General features: G+C 70.4%; 18 protein-coding genes and 1 pseudogene. 7 read left to right on the plus strand and 12 right to left on the minus strand.

Translation table 11 applies throughout. The features are described 5' to 3' along the window. Positions 1 to 4 precede the first annotated feature (4 nt). Genes cyoE through H8N03_RS22080 form a run of 4 tightly spaced genes read right to left on the minus strand, consistent with a single transcriptional unit; the run spans position 5 to position 3,357 of the window. Positions 5 to 901, minus strand: coding sequence for a heme o synthase (gene cyoE / locus H8N03_RS22065; RefSeq protein WP_187078388.1), 897 nt, complete (start codon positions 899 to 901; stop codon positions 5 to 7). A gap of 12 nt (positions 902 to 913) precedes the next feature. Next, positions 914 to 2,641, minus strand: coding sequence for a cbb3-type cytochrome c oxidase subunit I (locus H8N03_RS22070; RefSeq protein ID WP_187078389.1), 1,728 nt, complete (start codon positions 2,639 to 2,641; stop codon positions 914 to 916). A 10-nt stretch (positions 2,642 to 2,651) separates the two neighbouring features. Further along, positions 2,652 to 3,191, minus strand: coding sequence for a cupredoxin domain-containing protein (locus tag H8N03_RS22075; protein ID WP_187078390.1), 540 nt, complete (start codon positions 3,189 to 3,191; stop codon positions 2,652 to 2,654). Positions 3,192 to 3,201: 10 nt separating this feature from the next. Next, positions 3,202 to 3,357: a hypothetical protein gene (locus tag H8N03_RS22080; protein WP_187078391.1), complete on the minus strand. Its 156-nt coding sequence runs from the start codon at positions 3,355 to 3,357 to the stop codon at positions 3,202 to 3,204. 109 nt (positions 3,358 to 3,466) lie between these two features. Here H8N03_RS22080 and H8N03_RS22085 point away from each other — a divergent pair, with 109 nt between their 5' ends. Next, positions 3,467 to 4,309, plus strand: coding sequence for a COX15/CtaA family protein (locus tag H8N03_RS22085; RefSeq protein WP_187078392.1), 843 nt, complete (start codon positions 3,467 to 3,469; stop codon positions 4,307 to 4,309). Positions 4,310 to 4,460: 151 nt separating this feature from the next. Here H8N03_RS22085 and H8N03_RS22090 read toward each other — a convergent pair whose 3' ends face one another. Further along, on the minus strand, positions 4,461 to 4,907 hold the full coding sequence (locus H8N03_RS22090) for a hypothetical protein (protein WP_187078393.1): 447 nt from the start codon (positions 4,905 to 4,907) through the stop codon (positions 4,461 to 4,463). A gap of 96 nt (positions 4,908 to 5,003) precedes the next feature. Here H8N03_RS22090 and H8N03_RS22095 point away from each other — a divergent pair, with 96 nt between their 5' ends. Further along, positions 5,004 to 5,264: a hypothetical protein gene (locus H8N03_RS22095; protein WP_187078394.1), complete on the plus strand. Its 261-nt coding sequence runs from the start codon at positions 5,004 to 5,006 to the stop codon at positions 5,262 to 5,264. 100 nt (positions 5,265 to 5,364) lie between these two features. Then, positions 5,365 to 5,694: pseudogene (locus H8N03_RS26455) on the plus strand (response regulator); the annotation flags it as partial. Between the two features lie 56 nt (positions 5,695 to 5,750). Here the strand turns inward: H8N03_RS26455 and ssb are convergent. Then, a complete protein-coding gene (gene ssb, locus H8N03_RS22100; protein ID WP_187078395.1) occupies positions 5,751 to 6,263 on the minus strand; it encodes a single-stranded DNA-binding protein in 513 nt (170 codons plus the stop codon). A gap of 24 nt (positions 6,264 to 6,287) precedes the next feature. Beyond that, on the minus strand, positions 6,288 to 7,499 hold the full coding sequence (locus tag H8N03_RS22105) for an MFS transporter (RefSeq protein WP_187078416.1): 1,212 nt from the start codon (positions 7,497 to 7,499) through the stop codon (positions 6,288 to 6,290). Positions 7,500 to 7,675: 176 nt separating this feature from the next. Here H8N03_RS22105 and uvrA point away from each other — a divergent pair, with 176 nt between their 5' ends. Both uvrA and H8N03_RS22115 read left to right on the plus strand, forming a co-directional pair. Next, complete coding sequence (gene uvrA, locus H8N03_RS22110) at positions 7,676 to 10,567, plus strand: excinuclease ABC subunit UvrA (protein WP_255428336.1); 2,892 nt, start codon at positions 7,676 to 7,678, stop codon at positions 10,565 to 10,567. 87 nt (positions 10,568 to 10,654) lie between these two features. Further along, positions 10,655 to 10,909, plus strand: coding sequence for a GlsB/YeaQ/YmgE family stress response membrane protein (locus H8N03_RS22115; RefSeq protein WP_187078396.1), 255 nt, complete (start codon positions 10,655 to 10,657; stop codon positions 10,907 to 10,909). A 120-nt stretch (positions 10,910 to 11,029) separates the two neighbouring features. Here H8N03_RS22115 and pyrF read toward each other — a convergent pair whose 3' ends face one another. Further along, entirely contained in the window at positions 11,030 to 11,854 is an 825-nt protein-coding gene (pyrF, locus tag H8N03_RS22120) for an orotidine-5'-phosphate decarboxylase (RefSeq protein ID WP_187078397.1), read from the minus strand. A gap of 42 nt (positions 11,855 to 11,896) precedes the next feature. On the opposite strand from pyrF, the gene H8N03_RS22125 reads away from it, so the two are divergent. Together H8N03_RS22125 and H8N03_RS22130 are read left to right on the plus strand one after the other, a co-directional pair. Next, positions 11,897 to 12,784 carry a DMT family transporter gene (locus tag H8N03_RS22125; RefSeq protein WP_187078398.1) on the plus strand — a complete coding sequence of 296 codons (888 nt, stop codon included), beginning with the start codon at positions 11,897 to 11,899 and terminating at the stop codon, positions 12,782 to 12,784. A 109-nt stretch (positions 12,785 to 12,893) separates the two neighbouring features. Further along, on the plus strand, positions 12,894 to 14,819 hold the full coding sequence (locus H8N03_RS22130; RefSeq protein WP_187078399.1) for a PAS domain-containing hybrid sensor histidine kinase/response regulator: 1,926 nt from the start codon (positions 12,894 to 12,896) through the stop codon (positions 14,817 to 14,819). 3 nt (positions 14,820 to 14,822) lie between these two features. Here H8N03_RS22130 and H8N03_RS22135 read toward each other — a convergent pair whose 3' ends face one another. The 4 genes from H8N03_RS22135 to H8N03_RS22150 form a co-directional block, all read right to left on the minus strand. Then, positions 14,823 to 16,289: a multicopper oxidase family protein gene (locus H8N03_RS22135; protein WP_187078400.1), complete on the minus strand. Its 1,467-nt coding sequence runs from the start codon at positions 16,287 to 16,289 to the stop codon at positions 14,823 to 14,825. A gap of 65 nt (positions 16,290 to 16,354) precedes the next feature. Next, complete coding sequence (locus tag H8N03_RS22140; RefSeq protein ID WP_354005162.1) at positions 16,355 to 18,589, minus strand: alpha,alpha-trehalose-phosphate synthase (UDP-forming); 2,235 nt, start codon at positions 18,587 to 18,589, stop codon at positions 16,355 to 16,357. A gap of 170 nt (positions 18,590 to 18,759) precedes the next feature. Further along, complete coding sequence (locus tag H8N03_RS22145; RefSeq protein WP_187078401.1) at positions 18,760 to 19,272, minus strand: MarR family winged helix-turn-helix transcriptional regulator; 513 nt, start codon at positions 19,270 to 19,272, stop codon at positions 18,760 to 18,762. A gap of 106 nt (positions 19,273 to 19,378) precedes the next feature. Then, entirely contained in the window at positions 19,379 to 20,215 is an 837-nt protein-coding gene (locus tag H8N03_RS22150; RefSeq protein ID WP_187078402.1) for a M48 family metallopeptidase, read from the minus strand. Positions 20,216 to 20,222 lie beyond the last annotated feature (7 nt).

Here is a 20,222-nt window from a genome sequence, read left to right on the forward strand (position 1 = left end):
CTCCTCACCGCACCAGCGCATCCACCGTCGTCGCCGCCAGCACCGCACTCAATTGCACCAGCGATGCCAGGAACGACCCGAGCGCCGTCCGCCGCTGCGGATCGCGCGCGAGCAGCCACGCCTTGCGCAGGAAGTGCGCGCCGCCACCGACCGCTCCCAGCGCATGGATCCACCCCGCCCCGAACGCCAGCGGCACCAGCGAGGCCGCCACCAGCGCCACCGTGCTCGCGAACACGATCCACGCCGCGCGCCGGTCGCCCACCACCACGGGCAGCATGGGCACGCCGGCCTGGCGGTAGTCCTCGCGGTTGGCGATCGCCAGGCTCCAGAAGTGCGGCGGCGTCCACAGGAACAGCACCAGCGCCAGCAGCCAGGCCTGCGGACCGGGAACGGGATCGGCGGCCGCGGCGCCGGCCAGCACCGCGAAGCTGCCAGCCAGTCCGCCGACCACGATGTTCCAGGACGTGCGCCGCTTGAGCCACAGCGTGTAGACCACGCCATAGAAGAAGGCACCCAGGAACACATACGCAGCCGCCGCAGGATTCAGCGCCACCCACGCTGCGGCGACCGCCGCCACCAGCAGCAGCGCGATCGCGAGCAGCCATGCCGGATGGCGAGGCAGCGCGCCGGTGGCGAAGGCCCGGCCGCGCGTGCGCGCCATGAGGCGGTCGGCCTCGTGCTCCGCGTACTGGTTGTAGGCGCCGGCCGCGCCGGACGCCCCCAGCACGGAGAGCGCGAGCACCGCGACCTGCGCCACGGTGAGCGCGGCGCCCGGCGTCACCGCCAGGCCCACCAGCGCCGTCACCATGATCAGGACGCCGATGCGCAGCTTGAACAGCGACACCACGGCGCGCGCGAGCGCGAGGCCACGCGGCCGGCAGGCGAGGACGGTGCTGGCCATGGTGCCGACCCTTCAGCTCAGGCCCCAGAGCTGGCCGAGGTACTTCCAGTTGATGAAGTAGTACAGCACGAAGGCCACGAGGAACAGCATGGCGAGCAGGAAGGTGCCCGGTGCCGCGAAACCGGCGGAGCCGTAGCTCTGCGCCACCACCGTCGGCGCCGCGCGCGGCACCGGCGTCGTCTTCGCATTCGGCTTGCCGCTTTCCAGCTTCTTCCCGAACAGCAGGGAGCCCACCGTCACCGTGATGTAGATGCCCCCGCCCGCGATGGCCGCGATGCCGGAGATGCCCACCAGGCCCATCATCAGGTAGGCGGCGCCGGGCCATTCGTACGCGAGCGCCGCGCCCTGGAACGCCATGTCCCAGTGGCGGCGCGACACGCCCAGCGTGCCCGCGCCCATCATCACCAAGACGAAGAAGTACATGGCCAGGCCGAACAGCCACGGCTGCAGCTTCGCCCACTGCGGCAGGATCATCTCGCGCCTGAACAGCACCGGGATGAGGAAGTAGGTCAGCGCCATGAACGACAGCGTGGTGCCGATCACCACCGTGGCGTGGAAGTGCCCCGGCACGTAGATGGTGTTGTGGATCAGCATGTTCAGCTGCTCCGTCCCCATCATCACGCCCGAGATGCCGCCCAGGAAACCGAAACCCACCAGCGAGATGAACATGCCGGAGAACACCGGGTTGCCCCAGGGTGCCTTGCGCAGCCACTCGAACAGGCCGCGCGTGTAGCCCTTCTGCCGCTGCGCGACCTCGATCGCGCCCGGGATGGTCAGGCCGTGGATCATCGAGGCCAGCACCGCGAAGTACATGAAGTAGCTGGTGTTGACCACCTTCCACCCCGTGGACAGGCCCGGGTCCGCCAGCAGGTGGTGCGCGCTCGCGAGCTGCAGGAACAGGATGTACAGCAGGAAGGCGCCGCGGCTCACCCGCTCCGACATCGGCTTGGCGCCGAAGGCGATCGCCGCCACCGCGTACCAGATGGAGATGTGCGCCGCCACGTTGATCTGCTGCGACGAGTGGCCGAAGGCCCACCAGATCGTGCGGTACACCAACGGGTCCACCTGCTTCACGACGCCGATCGACATGAGGAAGGTCGGGATCAGGATGATCGCGCCGGAGGTGATGGTGAACACCGCGATGATCGCCGCCGTGATCGCGCCGAAGGTCACCAGCGGCACCGACCCTTCGTAGGTCTTCTCGCGCTTCGCCACCACCAGCGTGCCGAAGAACACGAAGCACGCGACGAGCGCGCCGACGGCGAACAGGATCAGCCCGAGGTAGAACGACGGCGCCGCCATCATCGGCACGTACGAGGTCATCATCACGCTGGAGCCGCCCTGGAACACCGCCACGTTGTTGGTGACGGCGCCGATCAGCATCAGCGCGAAGGCGAACCACGCGAGGTTGGGCGTGGCGAGGCGGCAGCGCAGGAGCGTGGAAGAACAGAAGTACAGCACCGCGACCTCGAAGAAGATGATCCAGAAGATCAGCATGTCGATGCCGTGCGCGGTGAGCACCATGTAGAAGGTGTCGGCGGCGAGCCAGTGCACCGCCGGCCAGCGCGTGAGCACCACGCCGATGGCGAGCAGGCCGCCGACCAGCAGCGCCACCACGGCGGTCACCGCGTTGGCGATCATGAGCCGCTCCGCGCGCGCCTCGAACTGCAGGCCGCTGCGCGGGCAGGTGCGGTAGGTGGTGCCGTTGGCGCCGGCGGCCACGGGAAGGGTTGCGGACATGGCGGCCCTCCTACTTGACGTACAGGCGGCCCACCATCGCGTGGTGGTTGATGCCGCAGTACTCGTTGCAGACGATCGAGAAGCTGCCCGACTGGTTGGGCGTGACCGTCACCACGTGCTCGAAGCCCGGCACCACCTGGATGTTGATGTTGCTCGGTTGCAGCGAGAAGCCGTGGTTGTAGTCCATGGCCGTGAGGTGCAGGCGGTAGGTCCTGCCCTTCTCCAGCTCCAGGATCGGCCACCAGGCCCACAGGCGCGCGACCAGGTACACGTCGCTGCCCGCGGGCGGCGCGACCACCGGGATCTTCTGGTCGGTCTCCGTGCGGACGGTGTACTTGTCGACGACTTCCTGCGCCTTCGCGGAGAACTTCTCCGGCGTGGTGCGGTAGGTCTCCGTGGACAGGTTCTGGCGGCCGTAGGCGTGCCACCAGACCATCATGAAGAACATCACCATGCACCACACGAAGGCGATGGCGATCCAGGTGCCTTCGACGCGGTCCAGCGGGTGCTTCCACCAGAGGCGTTCCGACGGGGGATGGATGGCGCTCATGACGCGGCCCTCACTTCGCCACCGGGATGGTGAGGATGTCGATCACGCCCCACAGCGTGTACAGCAGCATCGGGATCATCACCCCCAGGAACAGCAGCAGGAAGGGGTTGTCCAGCAACTGCTGCATCCAGGGGACCTTCGCGGAATCGCTCGCTTCCTCGTTCATGACGCCTCCTCGCTCGTTTGCGTGGATCGCATGGTTCGGCCGGGCGGGGTCGTGCGGCCTTGATCTGCGATAAGGATTTCGCAGAAGGTCCGCGGCTAGCATGCGCCGGATGAAAGTGCCGGATGCCCGCCTGTCCCGGCCGCGCCGGCTCGCATGGGCGTGCGCGGTGCTGGTGCTCGCCATCACCAGCCTGAGCGCCTTCATCCGCCTCTCGCGCGCGGGGCTCGGTTGCGAGCCGTGGCCGCACTGCCAGGCGCAGCGCGCGGCGCTCGGGGGAGAGGCGCTGGCGGCATCGGATCCGCCGGCCGTCGTCGGTGCGCGCGTGGCGCATCGCGTTGCCGCGTCGGCGGCGTTGCTGCTGCTGGTGGGGCTGTTGTTCCTCGCGTTCGCGCGGCAGCCCGTGCTGCGCACGCAGGGGCGCCTGGTGCTGGCCCTGCTCGTGGTGGCCGTGCTGCTCGCCGGCCTGGGTCGCGTCGCCGGCGCGTCGCGCGCGCCGCCGGTGGTGCTGGGCAACCTGCTGGGAGGCTTCGCGATGGTGGCGCTCGCGGCGCGGCTCGTGCAGGCGGGCGGGGCGGGGCCGCGCGGCGTGGCGTCGCTGCGCGCGTGGACGTTGGCGGTGCTGGCGCTCGTGTTCGTGCAGGCGGGCCTGGGCGGGCTGGTCGCCGCGGCGCCGACGGCCGCGAGTTGCCAGGGGTCCGGCTTGTGCATGGTGCATCGGGTGGGCGGCATGCTCGTCGTCGCCGCGGTGCTGGCGCTCGCGATCGGCGCGTGGCGGCGGCGTGCTCACGCGATGGGCGCGACGCTGGCAGTGCTGGTGCTGGTGCAGGCGGGGCTCGGGATCTGGCAACTCGCGGGGGCGGTGCCGCTGGCGCTGGGGCTGGCGCACAACGCGGGGGCGGCGCTGCTGGCGGCGGGGGTGGGGTTGTTGTTGCCGGGGCGGGGGAGCGGCTGACGCCGCGCGGTGGGGTTCGCTTCGCTCACCTTCGGCGGCTCGCGCCGCCCCACCCTACATGCCACCGGCAACTTCGCAGGAATGTAGGGTGGCGCGGCGAAGCCGCGGACGGTGAGCGAAGCGAACCCCACCGTGGCTTTTCCGACAGCCCCTAGCCGGCCCCAGGAAAGCCCACCTCCACTTGCGCCTGCAGCGCGAGATCGGGGATGAAGGGCAGCAGCAGTTCCACCACCGTCGGCCGCTGGAAGTGCGCCGGCTTGGTCTCCGGATGCGGGTAGTACCAGAGCCCCTCGTGCACGATGCCCGCGTGGCGCAGCGCGACCGGCATGAGCAGGAAACGTTCCTCCAGTTCGCCGAACCAGCGCAGGCGCCCGTCGAACACCGGCCGCACCGCCGGCGGCAGGTGCGGCGCCAGGTCCACGTTCAGCGTGCCCTGGAAATACGGCGAGAGGTCGACGCCCCGCGCCCGGAAGAACGGAGCCTGCAGCGCGATGGTGCCTGCGGGATACGGGCTGTCCGCCGCGCCCCCGCTCGCCACGCCGTGGCCCGGGACCCGCCGGCCCGGCAGCCAGCGCCACGAGGTCGGATCGTTTCGCACTGCACTAGCGTACACGCGGTTGCGACGGATTGCGGTTTGCTACACCGTGAAGACGACCGGCGTTTCTAGAATCTCGGCCCCTGCCGGGAGAATGCCGTGCCGCAGTTCGGGCTCGTCAACGGAAAAGTGCGCCATGCCATGGACGCGGAGATCGCCTCCGCCATCCAGGCGGCCCGATGTCGCCCGGCCGGCGAACCCCGCCTGTTCCTGGGCGTCCTGAACGAGGACGGCGAGCTTTACCGCTACGTGACGCTGGCCGGCCTGTCGCAGGAACGCCACCTGCGCGCCCGGCTGCAGCAGCTGGGGCTCAGCACGGAGTCCGACCCCGGCGTGCTGCGGCGGCTGGGCACCCTCTGAATTCGACACGCGGCTGCGGCGCAGCCGTGCCGCCGATGGCGCCGGGCTCCTACAGCGCCGTGGCGTCGGCGCCCGTGCAATGGGACAAAAGACACATCCCATGGCGCCCAGGCTCTTCATTGCCGAGGACAACCAGCCCGCGGTCGACTCGCTGGTCGAACTGCTGCAGGCGCTCGGGGTCTGCCAGGTGGTCGGCACCGCCAGCTCGGAGCTCGCCGCCGCCGACTGGCTGCTGAGCCACCCGGAGGCCTGGGACGTCCTGGTCACCGACCTGCTGCTGCTGCCCGGGGGCTCGGGCTTCGGGCTGGTGCGCCATGCCCGCTCGCTCGGCGGCCCACGCAAGGTCGCGGTGTTCAGCGACTTCGTGACGCCCGCCGTCGGCGAGCGCTGCCTGCGGCTGGGTGCGGACGCGGTGTTCCTGAAGTCGGAACTCGACGCACTGGTCGCCTGGCTGCACGGGCTGCACAGCCCGGGCGACGGGGAGGATCAGAAGGGGATGTCGTCGTCCATGTCGTCGAAGCCGGACGCCGGCTTCGAGGCGCCGCCGCCGCCGGAACGCGGTGCGGAGGACGCAGCCGGGGCGCGGCTCGGGGGAGCGGAACGGCGCGGGGCGTCGTAGCCGCCGCCCTCGTCGCCACCCCCGCCCGCCGGGGAGCCCATGCCCTGGCGGCTGCCCAGCATCTGCATGGTGTCGGCGCGGATCTCGGTGATGGACTTCTCCACGCCGTCCTTGTCCGTGTACTTGCGGGTGCGGATGCTGCCTTCGACGTACACCTGCGAGCCCTTGCGCAGGTACTCGCCGGCGATGTCGGCCAGGCGCTCGTTGAACACGACCCGGTGCCACTCGGTGGCTTCCTTCATTTCACCGGTCTGCTTGTCCTTCCACCGGTCGGTGGTCGCGATGGTGACGTTCGCGACCCGCCCGCCGCTGGGGAAGGTGCGCACTTCGGGGTCGCGCCCCAGGTTGCCGACGATGATGACCTTGTTGACGGATGCCATGGTGTTCCTCTGGTTCAGGACGGATTATGTCGCCTGCGCCTCGTCGGCCAGCACTTCCTCGGCCGTCTGGCGCCCCGCCGCCGGCGCGCGCATGGGCCAGGCGACCACCAGCCACAACAGCATCAAGCCAGCGCAGGCGCCGAACAGCCCTGCCCAGCCAACGTCCCGGGCGAGCCAGCCGCCGACAGCGCCGCCGGCAAAAAATCCCAGGGATTGCAGGGTGTTGTACACACCGAGGGCGGCGCCGCGGGACTGCGGCGGGGCCAGGCGCGAAGCCAGGCTGGGCTGCGTGGCCTCGAGCACGTTGAAGCCGCAGAAGAAGAGGAACAGCAGCACCGCGAGCCCCGCGACGCCGGGATTCGTGGAAGTGAGCCAGAGCCCCGCCTGCACCACCAGCACGAGGCCGATGGAGCCCAGGAACACCGCCCGCAGGTAGCCGCGCCGCTCCAGCGGGAACAGCAGCCCGCCCATCACCACGAAGGAGGCGAGCACCGTCGGCAGGTACACCTGCCAGTGCTTGTCCTTGGCGAGGCCGGCCTGCACCAGCAGGGCCGGCACCGCCACCCACATCGCCAGCTGCACGGCGTGCAGCACGAACACGCCCACGTCCAGCCGCAGCAGGGGCGCGTGCGTGAGCACGTCGACGAGCCGGCCGCGCGGCTGGTTCGCCTTCTGCGCGGGGGCCGGAGGCGTCCACCACACGACGACGGCGATGCAGGCCAGCGCCAGCACGCCCGTCACGGCGAACAGGCCGTGCAGGCCGATCCGCGCCGCCAGCATGGGCGCGGCGACCAGCGAGACGGCGAACATCAGGCCGATGCTGGCGCCCACCAGCGCCATCGCCTTGGTGCGGACGACGTCGCGGGTCTGGTCCGCCAGCAAGGCGGTCACGGCGGCCGACACGGCGCCGGCGCCTTGCAGCGCGCGGCCGGCGACCAGCCAGGGCAAGCTGGGCGCCGCTGCGGCCAGGAAGCTGCCGATGGCGAACACCAGCAGGCCCAGCACGATCACGCGCTTGCGGCCGAAGCGGTCGGAGGCGAGGCCGTACGGGATCTGCAGCACGCCTTGCGTGAGGCCGTAGATGCCCATGGCCAGGCCGACCAGCGCCGGGTCGTCCCCGCCGGGGTAGCGCTGCGCTTCGAGCGCGAACACCGGCAGCACGAGGAACAGGCCCAGCATGCGGGCGGCGAAGATCAGGGCGAGCGAGCCGCTGGCGCGGCGCTCGGCGGCCGTCATCCGGCTGGACAGGTCGGGTGGGGAAGCGGTCACGGGATGGCTGGAGGCAAGCGGCATGCCGGGCGTCCCGGCAAACCCCGCATTCTCCGGCATCCGGGCCGGGACCTCCGGACCCGCCTGCCCGACCGCCCTCGCCGCCCTATCATGTCGGGTTTCCCTTGGCGGTCCGAATCCCCTTGAACACGAGTAGCGAAGGCAAGTACCTGCACGAAGCGCTGGGCCAGCGGATCACCATCCGCGGGGCACGGACGCACAACCTCAAGAACATCGACCTCGACCTGCCCCGCTACCGCCTGGTGGTGATCACCGGCCTGTCGGGCTCGGGCAAGTCCTCGCTCGCGTTCGACACGCTCTACGCCGAGGGCCAGCGCCGCTACGTGGAAAGCCTCTCCGCGTATGCGCGCCAGTTCCTGCAGCTGATGGACAAGCCGGACGTGGACATGATCGAGGGGCTGTCGCCCGCGATCTCCATCGAGCAGAAGGCCACCAGCCACAACCCGCGCTCCACGGTCGGCACGGTCACCGAGATCCACGACTACCTGCGCCTGCTGTTCGCGCGCGCGGGCACGCCCTACTGCCCCATCCACGACATCCCGCTGCAGTCGCAGACCGTATCGCAGATGGTCGATGCCGTGCTGGCGCTGCCCGAGGAGACGCGCCTGATGGTGCTGGCACCGGTGGCGCGCGAGCGCAAGGGCGAGTTCACCGAGCTGTTCGCGGAGATGCAGGGCCAGGGCTACGTGCGCTTCCGCGTGGCGGGGCAGGTGTACGAGCACGAGAACCTGCCGAAGCTGAAGAAGGCGGAGAAGCACGACATCGACGTCGTCGTGGACCGGCTCAAGGTCCGCAGCGACATGCAGCAGCGCCTGGCCGAGAGCTTCGAGGCGGCGCTGCGCCTGGCCGAAGGCCGCGCCGTCGCGGTGGAGATGGACAGCGGCAAGGAACACATGTTCAACGCGAAGTTCGCGTGCCCGATCTGCCACTACTCGATCTCGGAGCTGGAGCCGCGCCTCTTCTCCTTCAACTCCCCCGTGGGCGCCTGCCCCGCGTGCGACGGCATCGGGACGATGGAGTTCTTCGACGCGACCCGGGTCGTGGCCTTCCCCGAGCTCTCGCTCGCGGGCGGCGCGATCAAGGGCTGGGACCGGCGCAACCCCTACTACTTCGCGCTGATCGAGAGCCTGGCGCGCCACTACAAGTTCGACGTGGACGCGCCCTTCCAGGACCTGGCCCCGCACATCCGCAAGGCGCTGCTGCACGGGTCGGGCGAGGAGGAGATCCGCTTCAGCTACACGCTGGAGTCCGGGGCGACGGCGGGCCGCAAGGTGAGCAAGAAGCACGCGTGGGAAGGCATCCTGCCGAACATGGAGCGCCGCTACCGCGAGACCGATTCGGCCGCGGTGCGCGAGGAGCTGTCCCGCTACCGCAGCCTGCAGCCCTGCCCCGCCTGCGAAGGCACGCGCCTGCGCAGCGAGGCGCGCCACGTGCGCCTGGGCGAAGGCGGCCATGCGCGGGCCATCTTCCAGATCGGCCACATGACGCTGCGCGACAGCCAGCAGTGGTTCGAGGACCTCGAGCTGCGCGGCGCCAAGGCGGAGATCGCGGACAAGGTCGTGCGCGAGATCTCGAACCGCCTGCGCTTCCTCGTCGACGTGGGCCTCAACTACCTGAGCCTGGACCGCAGCGCCGAGACGCTCTCCGGCGGCGAGGCGCAGCGCATTCGCCTCGCGTCGCAGATCGGCTCGGGCCTCACGGGCGTGATGTACGTGCTGGACGAGCCCAGCATCGGCCTGCACCAGCGGGACAACGACCGCCTGATCGGCACGCTGCAGCACCTGCGCGACCTGGGCAACAGCGTGCTGGTGGTGGAGCACGACGAGGACATGATCCGCGCGGCGGACTACGTCGTCGACATGGGCCCCGGCGCGGGCATCCACGGCGGCGAAGTCGTTTCGCAAGGCACGCCCGCGGAAGTGGTCGGCGACGCGAACTCGCTCACCGGCCGCTACCTCTCCGGCACGCTGGCCATCCCCGTGCCCGCGAAGCGCGTGCGCCTCGGCGAGATGCCGGACCCTCAGGTGATCCGCATCCAGGGCGCGAGCGGCAACAACCTGAAGGACGTGAGCGTCGAGATCCCCGTGGGCCTGCTCACGTGCGTGACCGGTGTCTCGGGCTCCGGCAAGTCCACGCTGGTGAACGACACGCTGTACGCCGCGGTCGCGCGCGAGCTGTATCGCGCGCACGAGGAGCCGGCGCCGCACGAGGCGATCGAGGGCATCGAACACTTCGACAAGGTGATCAACGTCGACCAGTCGCCGATCGGCCGCACGCCGCGCAGCAACCCGGCGACCTACACGGGGCTGTTCACGCCGATCCGCGAGCTGATGGCGGAGACCGCCACGGCGAAGGAACGTGGCTACGGGCCGGGGCGCTTCTCCTTCAACGTGGCGGGCGGCCGCTGCGAAGCCTGCCAGGGGGACGGCGTGGTGAAGGTGGAGATGCACTTCCTGCCCGACGTGTACGTGGCCTGCGACGTCTGCCGCGGCCAGCGCTACAACCGCGAGACCCTGGAAGTGCAGTGGAAGGGCCGCAACATCGCGCAGATCCTCGACATGACCGTGGAGGACGCGTACGAATTCCTCAAGCCGGTGCCGGCCATCGCGCGCAAGCTGCAGACGCTGATGGAGGTGGGCCTCTCGTACATCAAGCTGGGGCAGGCCGCGACGACGCTCTCGGGCGGCGAGGCGCAGCGCGTGAAGCTGGCGCTGGAACTGTCCAAGCGCGACACCGGCCGCACGCTCTACATCCTGGACGAGCCGACGACCGGCCTGCACTTCGCCGACATAGCCCTGCTGCTGAAGGTGCTGCACCAGCTGCGCGACGCGGGCAACACCATCGTCGTGATCGAGCACAACCTCGACGTGATCAAGACCGCCGACTGGATCATCGACATGGGGCCGGAGGGCGGCGACGGCGGCGGCACGGTCGTGGTGGCCGGCACGCCCGAGGATGTGGCGGCGCATCCGCAGAGCCACACCGGGCATTACCTGAAGCGTTTCCTCGCCTGATTCGCACCGGGCGGACCAGCCGGCGCCTACAGGGCGGCCGGGCTGGCCTGCCTACGATCTCCCCATCGACAGAAAGGGAGTACATCCATGGGCATCCTGACCATGATCCTCGTGGGCTTCATCGTGGGCCTGCTGGCCCGCGCGCTGAAGCCGGGCAACGACCGCATGGGCATCATCATGACCACGCTGATCGGTATCGCCGGTTCCTTCCTGGCGGGCTATGCCGGCCAGGCGATGGGGCTCTACACCGCCGGCCAGCCGGCGGGGTGGATCGCGTCGATCATCGGGGCGATCGTGCTGCTGGTGATCGTTTCGATGTTCCGCGGGCGGCGGTATCGGTAAGCGAGAGTGACGCGAACGCTGGGGTGCGCTTCGCGCAACCCAGCCTACGAAATCGGGTTGCGTGCCGGTACGTAGGCTGGGTTGCACGAAGTGCACCCCAGCTCCGTCCACCCTGCCACACTACCCCTTCGCCGCCTCCAGCACATCCCGCGTCCGCAGCGCCTCCCGCCGCGCCGCATCCGCGAAATCCTCGCCGCTCGACGCATAGAGGATCGCCCGCGACGAGTTCACCACGATGGGCGCATCGGCGCGCCATCCCGCCTTCACCGTCGCCACCGCATCGCCCCCCTGCGCCCCGACGCCCGGGATCAGCAGCGGCATCGTCGGCGCCAGCGCGCGCACCCGCTCGATCTCCGCCGGATACGTCGCGCCCACCACCAGGCCCAGCTGCCCGTTCAGGTTCCACGGCCCTTGCGCCAGCTTCGCCACGTGCTCGTACAGCAACGGCTGCCCGTCCACGGAGGCGAGGCGCTGGTTCTGCAGGTCGTCGCCGCCCGGATTGGACGTGCGGCACAGGAGGAAGGCGCCCTTGCCCGGGTACTTCAGGTAAGGCTGCACCGAGTCGAAGCCCATGAAGGGCGACAGCGTCACGGCGTCCGCCTCGTAGCGCTCGAAGGCCTCGCGCGCGTACTGCTCCGCGGTGGAGCCGATGTCGCCGCGCTTCGCGTCCAGGATCACCGGCACGTGCGGGAAGGCCGCGTGCATGTGGCGCACCAGGCGTTCGAGCTGTTCCTCCGCGCGGTGCGCCGCGAAGTACGCGATCTGCGGCTTGAAGGCGATCGCGAGGTCGCCCGTCGCGTCGACGATGCGGGCGCAGAAGTCGTAGATGCGCGTCGCGTCGCCCTTCAGGCCGGCAGGAAAGCGCGTGGGCTCGGGGTCCAGCCCGACGCACAGCAGGGAGCGATTGCGCTGCTGCGCCGCCTGGAGCATCTCGAGGAATGTCATGCGGAGATTCTAGTTTCGCGGGGCACGCCAGAATGACGCCCCATGCATGCCCTCTCGCGCCAGCAGCTCGTCGTCCTCGCCCTCCTCACCGTCACCTGGGGCGTGAACTGGCCCGTGATGAAGCTGGGCGTGAGCAACTATCCGCCGCTCACCTTCCGCGCGCTGTCGATGTGGATCGGCCTGCCCGTGCTGGCGCTGGGCCTCGTCGTGCTGAAAGTGCCGTTCCGCATCCCGCGCACTGCGTGGCGCGAGCTGCTGTGGCTGGCCGCCACCAACATGTTCGTCTGGCACGTGTGCATCATCCTCGCCGTGCGCACGCTCTCCAGCGGGCGCGCCGCGATCCTGGGCTACACCATGCCGATCTTCTCGGCGGTGCTCGGTGCGCTCTTCTACGCCTCGCCGCTGTCGCGCCGCGCGTGGACGGGCGTGAGCGCCGCGGCGCTGGGCGTGCTGCTGCTCCTGTGGCACGAGCTCACCAACCTGGCGGGCCGGCCTTTCGGCGTGCTGCTGGCGCTGGTCGCTGCCGCGTGCTGGGCCCTCGGCACCCAGGAACTGCGCCGCACGCGCATGGAAGCGCCGGCCCTGGCCATCTCCTTCTGGATGACGGCTCTCACCGCCGTGATCATGGGCGGGCTGGCCTGGGCCTTCGAGGCGCCGCAGTGGACCCTGCCGAACGCCACCGCCACCTGGACCATCCTGTTCAACGCGGTCCTGATCTTCGGCTTCGCGCACGCGGCCTGGACCTATCTCGCCCGCGGCCTGCCACCGGTGGCCTCGACGCTCAGCGTCATGATGATTCCCGTGCTGGGCGTGTTCAGCGGCGCCGTGTGGCTGGGCGAGGCCGTCCACTGGCAGGACTGGGTGGCCGTGGGCCTGATGGTGGTCGCCATCGCCTCCGTCCTGTGGCCGGTGCGCCGCCCCGCGCCGTGACGGTGGTCGCTTGTCGTGCGACAGGGATCGGCCGGGCTGTAGGACAAGGCCGCATTCACCTCCCGCGGCACACAGCCGAGACACATCCGATTTCCATAATACGAGGCTCATGACTTCGCCCCTCGGCCTGCGTTCCGACCCCACCCTCGACCAGCGGCTGCAGCTGCTCATCGAGGCCGTCACGGACTACGGCATCTTCCTGCTCGACCCCGAAGGCCACATCATGTCGTGGAACACGGGCGCGCAGAAGCTCAAGGGCTGGCGGCGCGAGGAGATCCTCGGCAACCACTTCTCCATCTTCTACCCGCCGGAGGCGGTGGCCTCCGGCTGGCCGCAGGAGGAACTGCGCCTGGCCAAGGCGCGCGGCCGCTTCGAGGACGAAGGCTGGCGCGTGCGCAAGGACGGCACGCGCTTCTGGGCCAACGTGATCATCACGGCCCTGTACGGGCCGATGGGCGAGCTCACCGGCTACGCGAAGATCACGCGCGACCTCACCGAGCGGCGCAAGCACGAGGAGGAACTGCGCGAGAGCGAGGAACGCTTCCGGCTGCTGGTGGACGGCGTGCGCGACTACGCGATCTTCATGCTGGACCCGAACGGCATCGTGCAGAGCTGGAACGCGGGCGCGCAGGCCATCCACGGCTACGAGGCGAGCGAGATCGTCGGCCGCCACTTCCGGGCCTTCTACCCGCCGGAGACCGCCGAGGCGCGCGCGCCGGAGATCGAGCTGGAACAGGCCTTGTCGCAGGGCCGCGTGGAGGACGAAGGCTGGCGCGTGCGCAAGGACGGCTCCCTGTTCTGGGCGAACGTGGTGGTCACGGCCATCCGCGGCCCGGACGGCGAACTGCGCGGCTACGCCAAGATCACCCGCGACATGAGCGAGCGCCGGCGGCTGGAGGAGCTGGAGCGCTCCAGCCGGCGCATGAACGAGTTCCTCGCCACGCTGGCGCACGAACTGCGCAACCCGCTCGCGCCGATCCGCAACGCCGTCACGATCATGCAGCTGGAGACGCTCTCCAGCCCCGTGCTGCGCAATTGCCGCGACGTCATCGACCGGCAGCTCACGCACGTGACGCGGCTCGTGGACGACCTGCTGGACGTGGGCCGGCTCACCACCGGCAAGATCAAGCTGCGCAAGGAGCTCGTGCGGCTCGCCGACGTCGTCGCGCGCAGCGTCGAGACGGCGCGGCCGCTCATCACGGCGCGGCGCCACTCGCTCACGCTGCAGCAACCGCCGCAGCCGGTGTACGTGAACGGCGATTCCACGCGGCTGTCGCAGATCCTGCAGAACCTGCTGGTCAACGCCGCGAAGTACACGCCCGAAGGCGGCCAGATCACGCTGGCGGTCGAAGCCGTCGACAGCTTCGTGTACGTGAAGGTCAAGGACAACGGCCGGGGCCTCGCGCCCGAGCACCTCAAGTCCATCTTCCAGCTCTTCATGCAGACGGACAGCAGCACCTCCGCCGGCTCGGACAGCGGCCTGGGCATCGGCCTGACGCTGGCGCGGTCGCTGACCGAGATGCACGGCGGCTCGCTGGAAGCGGAAAGCCCCGGGCTCGGACAGGGCAGCACGTTCACCGTGCGCCTGCCCGCTGCCACGCAGCAGGCCGTCGAAGAGGAAGAAGCCAATCGCGAAGACGCGCAGGGCGGCCTGCGCGTGCTGGTGATCGACGACAACCGCGACTCCGCCGACAGCGCCACCGACGTGCTGCGCCTGCTGGGCAACCAGGTCGAATGCGCGTACGACGGCGAGAGCGGCATCGCCATGGCGAAGCGGCTGAAGCCGCACATGATCCTGCTGGACCTCGCGATGCCGGGCATGGACGGGTTCGAGGCACGCAAGCGCCTGCGCGAGCAGGGCACGGCGGACAGCGCCCTGCTCGTCGCCATGACCGGCTTCGGCAACGAGGAGGACAAGCGCCGCACGCGCGCCGCCGGCTTCGATGCCCACCTCACGAAACCGGTGGAACTGGACGCCCTGGTCTCGCTGCTGAACGAAGCCCGCGAGCGGGCGGGCAAGGCGCCGCGCGCCTGACGCTCAGGCCACGCGGAACTGCCCCATCATCCCCGCGTCCTCGTGTTCGAGGATGTGGCAGTGGTACATGAAGGGCGCCTGCGCCGCGGGCTGCGTGAAGCGCACCAGCAGGTCCACGGGAGCGTCGACGAGCACCGTGTCGCGGCGGCCGGCGTCGAGCGGATCGGGCGCGCCGCCGTCGCGGCGCAGCACCTCGAAATGCACGCCGTGGATGTGGAAGGGATGGGGCTGGTCCATCATCATCCCGGGCTGGCTGGACACCTGCCAGATCTCCACGTCGCCGAGGCGGACCTCGTGGTCGATGCGCGCCATGTCGAAGGGGCGGCCGTCGATGCCCTGCCCCATCATGCCCATGCCGCCCATGCCGCCCATGCCGCCCATGCCGCCCATGCCGCCCATGCCCATGCCGCCGCCCATGCCGGACATCCCCATGGTCAGCGTCATCCTGCGGCGGCGCACCGCCTGGCCCGCGGACGGGGTGTCCCAGCGGGCCAGCCGGTCCGGCAAGGCCCGCGGCGCATCGTCGCGCCCGGAGGGCGCGAAGGACACCATGGGCACCAGGCCGCTCGTCGCACGGTGTGCGAGCATCGCAGTGCCGCCGCGGGAGAAGTCCACGATGATCTCGGCCCGCTGGCCCGGCGCGAGCACCAGGCTTTCCAGCGGCACCGGTTCGCGCAGCAAGCCGCCGTCGCTCGCGATCCAGTGGAAGCGGCGGCCGTCCTCGAAGGCGAGGTCGAACACGCGTGCGTTGGCCGCGTTCAGCAGCCGCAGCCGCACGAGCCCCGCGGGGACGCGCGCACGCGGCCCCCGCACGCCGTTCACGAGCATCACGTTGCCGTGCACGCCGTGCATCTGCGTCATGTGGTTGCGCGGGTAGACGAGCGTGCCGGAGCGGTCAAAGGCGCGGTCCTGCAGGACCAGGGGCAGGTCGTCGATGCCGTAGCGCGAAGGCAGGCGCAGCGCTTCCTCTTCGCCATCGGCCACGATCAGCATGCCGGCCAGGCCCGCGTACACCTGCGGGCCGGTGCGCATGTGCGGGTGCGCGTGGTACCAGCCGGTCATGGCGGGCTGGCGGACCGGCAGCAACGGCGACCAGGTGCCGCCCGGCGCGATCTCGTTGTGCGGGCCGCCGTCGACGGCGGAGGGCACCAGCAGGCCGTGCCAGTGCACGGTGGTGGGCTCCTGCAGGTCGTTGCGGACGCGCACCGGCACCTCGGTGCCGGAGCGCAGGCGCAGGGTCGGCCCCAGGAAGCTGCCGTTGAAACCCGCCGTGGCGCTGGCGCGGCCGGGGAAGAATTCGGTGGTCCCCGGCTGCGCGACCAGCGGGATCGGGCGGTCGCCGCCGCCTTCGAGCAGCGGCGGCACCGGTAGCGGCGGTGCTTCCTGCGCCCGCGAACGCAGGGCGAACGCGCCGAGACCGGCTGCCGACAGGCCGGCCACGAAGGCACGGCGGCTCCAACCCTGCGACATGGCTGCTCCTGGCTGTGCAGTGGGGGTGAGGCTCAGAGCCCGCCCCGGCCGCGCAAGTTCCCGGCTCAGGCCACGCTGTGCCGCTGCACGCGGTCCGACACGCGCTGGCGCAGGCGCAGGCGCGCCGCGTCGGCCAGCATGCGGCCGGCCCACCGGTACACGTTGTACTCGTGCACCGTGCTGCGCAGGCTGGCCATGCGTTCGCGCTGTTCCGCGGGCGGCATGGTCAAGGCCTGGTGCAGCGCGTCGGCGGTTTCCTCCACGTGGTACGGGTTGACCACCAGCGCCTCGGGCATCTCGCGCGCGGCGCCGGCGAAGCGGCTCAGGACCAGCACGCCGCGCTCGTCGTCGCGCGCCGCCACGAACTCCTTGCACACCAGGTTCATGCCGTCGTGCAGGCTGGTCACCATGCACACGTCGGCGGCGCGGTACAGGCGCATCACCTGGTCGTGGTCGTGGTGCTGCGCGAGCAGCCGCACCACCGGCGCGTCGGGCCGGCCGAAGCGCTCGTTGATGCGCGCCGTGGCGCGTTCGATGCGTTCGCGGAAGGCGCGGTATTCCTCCAGCGCCCCGCGCGACGGCGCGGCGACCTGCACGAAGGTGAAGCGGTCGCGCCACTCCGGGTGCTTCTCCAGCAGGCGTTCCACGGCGTTGAGCCGCTCGAGGATCCCCTTCGTGTAGTCGAAGCGGTCGACGCCCACGGCGACGCGATGGCCGGCGGGGATGTTCAATCGCTCGAACAGCTCGGTGCGGCATTGGCCGGGCGACGGCCATTCCCGCGCTTCCTCCGGCGAAGGCCACTCGATGGAGATCGGGTAGCTCTCCACCAGCGTGTCCTCGCCGCCGTAGGTGATGGTGGAGTGCTCGTGCTCGATGCGCGCCTCGAGGTAGCGGTCCACCGTCTCGATGAAGTTCTTGCAGTGGTAGCGCGTGTGGAAGCCGAGGATGGTGCTCCCCAGCATGCCTTCGAGGATCTCGCGCCGCCAGGGGCAGATGCCGAAGGATTCCGGGTTCGGCCACGGGATGTGCCAGAAGGTCAGGATGGTCGCGCGCGGCAGCTTGCGCCGCACCATCGCCGGCAGCAGCGCGAAGTGGTAGTCCTGCACCAGCACCACCGGGTCTTCGCTGCGCGCTTCGGCCACCACGGCGTCGGCGAACAGCTGGTTGACGTTGCGGTAGTGCTCCCAGTCCTGCTCGCGGAACACCGGACGCACGTGCGCCACGTGGCACAAGGGCCAGAGCCCCTCGTTGGCGAAGCCGTAGTAGTAGCCCTGCTCCTGTTCCTCGGTGAGCCACAGGCGGCGCAGCTGGTATTCGTCCTCGCCCGGCGGCAGCGGCACGTGGTCGTGCCGGTCCACCGCGGCACGGTCGCCGCTGCCGCTGCCGTGCGCGATCCAGGTGCCGGAGCACGCGCGCATCACCGGCTCCACCGCGGTGACGAGGCCGCTCGCGGGACGCCGCACGACCAGGCTGCCGTCCTGCTGCTTCTCGTGGATGTAGGGCTCCCGGTTGGAGACCACGATCACCTCGTCGCCGCGCAGCTGCGTGCGCAGCAGCGACTGCAGGCGCTCCGCGCTCCAGCCTTCGTCGGAGCGCGGCATGCGGCGGTACTCGTCCTCCAGGTCGCGCAGGCGTTCGCGCAGGTCCGCTGCGAGCGGCGCCAGCTCCGGCGACGGCGGCAGCATCGGCTTGAGCAGGCCTTCGCCGCGCAGCAGCGCGTGCGCGCCCGACACCCAGCCGCGCCAGCTCAGTTGCGCCACGATCACCGTCACCAGCGCGATCGCGCCACCGAGCGTGGCGATCAGGATGATCAGGTACTTGCGCGTGTCCTGGCTGCGGCGCTCGATGAAGCTCAGGTCGTGCATCAGCACGAGGTCGCCGGCGGCCCCCGCCTCGCCGACGATCGGGTGGAAGCTCACGTGCACGGAGCCGCCCTCGATGTTCATCGTCGCGACGCGGTCGGCGGCGACCTCCTTCGCATGGCTGCACTCCAGGTCCTTCGGGAAGCGCGCTGTGCGGCGCAGCACCTGGCCGCTGGGCGAACACCAGCCGATGGCGACCAGGCGCTCGTCCTGCACGGCGCGGTCGAAGATCGCCTGTAGCTTGCGCCCGCGCGTCTCCGCATCCGTGAGCGAGTCGGCCAGCGCGTTGGCCACCAGGTTGCCGCGCATGTCGAGGTCGCGCGCGAACCAGCGCAGCGTCAGCCGGTCCATGAGCGGCACGGCCAGGTAGGCCGTCCCCGTCAGGATGACGACCAGCGGCACCAGGAAGCGCAATTGCAGGCGGAATGTCTTCAGCAACAGGGGTCCTTCGTCTTGATTCAGCAATACATTCTGACAAAACGATTACCGTCGAGTTCCCCGGGGGGCAGACAGCCGGGCGCCCGCTGCCTATACTGCGCCTGCTGTCGAGGACGACGGCGCATTTCAGGTCGCATCCTTCGCCCCGCCCGTGCGGGGCGATTTTTCCTTCAGCGGTCCTCGCTCAGCGGGATGCCGGCGCCGCGCTCGTCGACGCCCAGTTCCTCGATCAGCAGCGCGAGGTCGCGGTCCAGGCGCGCCAGCGCCTTCTTGTCCAGGCGCGCCAGCGCGTCGGGCAGCACCCCGGCGAAAGGAGCGGGCGCCTTGGCCAGCACCTTGGCCGCACGCGCTGTGGTGTGCAGCTGTACCGCGCGCCGGTCTTCGCCACCGCGCTCGGCCAGCACCAGGTTCTTCTCCGTGAGCGACCGCAGCAGGTTGCTCGCCGTCGACTGGTGGATGTCCATCGCGCGCGCGAGCTCGCCCACGCCGATGCCGGGCTGCGCCTGGATGACCGACAGCGCCCAGACCTGCGCACCGGAGATGCCGGCCTTGGTCTCGACGGCGCGGAAGTGGCTCTTGACGGCGTTGAAGACGAGGCGGAAGCGGCGCAGCACCCGCACCGCGGGATCCGCCGCCGCCTCGGGGCCCGCCGCCCTTTTTCGTGGTGTGGTTCGGGTCGGCATGTGCGCCATCTTAGAGGTTCGCGCATCGGTTCTCATCATGCGATGGTGCGCGGCTTACCCTGCGCCACGCGGCGCGGCGTGTTCCTCCTGCGGGCGCGGGGACGCTTCAGCGCCGCGCCACGGCCTGCCGGTAGAGCCCTTCGACGCGCGGGATGTTCTCCTGCAGCCGGCGCATGCGATCGGGGCCGGTGGGGTGCGTGGAGAGGAAGGCGGCGTTGGCGTTGCCGCCCGACTCGCGCCCCATCTTCTCCCAGAGGGTGACGGACGCGCGCGGGTCGAAGCCGGCGCGGGCGCCCATCTCCAGGCCCACGAGGTCGGCCTCGGTCTCGTCGTCGCGGCTGAACTTCAGCGTCAGCAGCTGCGTGCCGATGTTGGCGGCCACGTCGCCGAGCTGGCCCAGGCCGAACAGCTGCGCGCCCAGCGACAGCAGCGCGCCCGTGCCCTGGCTCTTGGCGATGCGCTCGCGGGCATGCTCGCGCAAGGCGTGCGCCATCTCGTGCCCGACGACCATCGCCGTCTCGTCATCGGACAGCTCGAGGCGATCGAGCAGGCCGGTGAACACGGCGATCTTGCCGCCCGGCATGCAGAAGGCATTGATCGACTTGCTGCCGATGAGGTTCACTTCCCAGCGCCACTGGCGCGCACGCTCGTTCCAGCGCGGCGCATCGGCGATGAGGCGCGAGGAGATGGAGCGCAATCGCCGCAGTTGCGGATGGTTCTCCGGCGCCAGCGCGCCTTTCGCGCGCGCCTGCTGCATCAGCTCGCCGTACTGCTGCTGCGCAGCAACCTCGAGCTCGTTCGCCGGAACGAGGCTGCGCACCGTGGACGGTGGCCCGACGTTGACCTGTGCCAGCGCGCCGCCGGCCACGGTGGTTCCCGCTGCGAGCAGGAAGGCCCGCCTGGCCATCCAGGGGGAGGACTTGGCAGCACAGATTCGGCACATGCGCGAA

Origin of the sequence: Ramlibacter cellulosilyticus, assembly GCF_014297465.1 — a bacterium.
Classification (GTDB): domain Bacteria; phylum Pseudomonadota; class Gammaproteobacteria; order Burkholderiales; family Burkholderiaceae_C; genus Ramlibacter; species Ramlibacter cellulosilyticus.

Bases quoted from the DNA above. Each gene is read 5' to 3' on its own strand.
- H8N03_RS22130 (WP_187078399.1), top strand. From the start codon at position 12,894: ATGACTTCGCCCCTCGGCCTGCGTTCCGACCCCACCCTCGACCAGCGG.
- pyrF (WP_187078397.1), bottom strand. From the start codon at position 11,854: ATGACATTCCTCGAGATGCTCCAGGCGGCGCAGCAGCGCAATCGCTCC.
- ssb (WP_187078395.1), bottom strand. From the start codon at position 6,263: ATGGCATCCGTCAACAAGGTCATCATCGTCGGCAACCTGGGGCGCGAC.
- H8N03_RS22075 (WP_187078390.1), bottom strand. From the start codon at position 3,191: ATGAGCGCCATCCATCCCCCGTCGGAACGCCTCTGGTGGAAGCACCCG.
- H8N03_RS22105 (WP_187078416.1), bottom strand. From the start codon at position 7,499: ATGACGGCCGCCGAGCGCCGCGCCAGCGGCTCGCTCGCCCTGATCTTC.
- H8N03_RS22085 (WP_187078392.1), top strand. From the start codon at position 3,467: ATGAAAGTGCCGGATGCCCGCCTGTCCCGGCCGCGCCGGCTCGCATGG.
- H8N03_RS22080 (WP_187078391.1), bottom strand. From the start codon at position 3,357: ATGAACGAGGAAGCGAGCGATTCCGCGAAGGTCCCCTGGATGCAGCAG.
- H8N03_RS22070 (WP_187078389.1), bottom strand. From the start codon at position 2,641: ATGTCCGCAACCCTTCCCGTGGCCGCCGGCGCCAACGGCACCACCTAC.
- cyoE (WP_187078388.1), bottom strand. From the start codon at position 901: ATGGCCAGCACCGTCCTCGCCTGCCGGCCGCGTGGCCTCGCGCTCGCG.
- H8N03_RS22125 (WP_187078398.1), top strand. From the start codon at position 11,897: ATGCATGCCCTCTCGCGCCAGCAGCTCGTCGTCCTCGCCCTCCTCACC.
- H8N03_RS22150 (WP_187078402.1), bottom strand. From the start codon at position 20,215: ATGTGCCGAATCTGTGCTGCCAAGTCCTCCCCCTGGATGGCCAGGCGG.
- H8N03_RS22135 (WP_187078400.1), bottom strand. From the start codon at position 16,289: ATGTCGCAGGGTTGGAGCCGCCGTGCCTTCGTGGCCGGCCTGTCGGCA.
- H8N03_RS22115 (WP_187078396.1), top strand. From the start codon at position 10,655: ATGGGCATCCTGACCATGATCCTCGTGGGCTTCATCGTGGGCCTGCTG.
- H8N03_RS22145 (WP_187078401.1), bottom strand. From the start codon at position 19,272: ATGCCGACCCGAACCACACCACGAAAAAGGGCGGCGGGCCCCGAGGCG.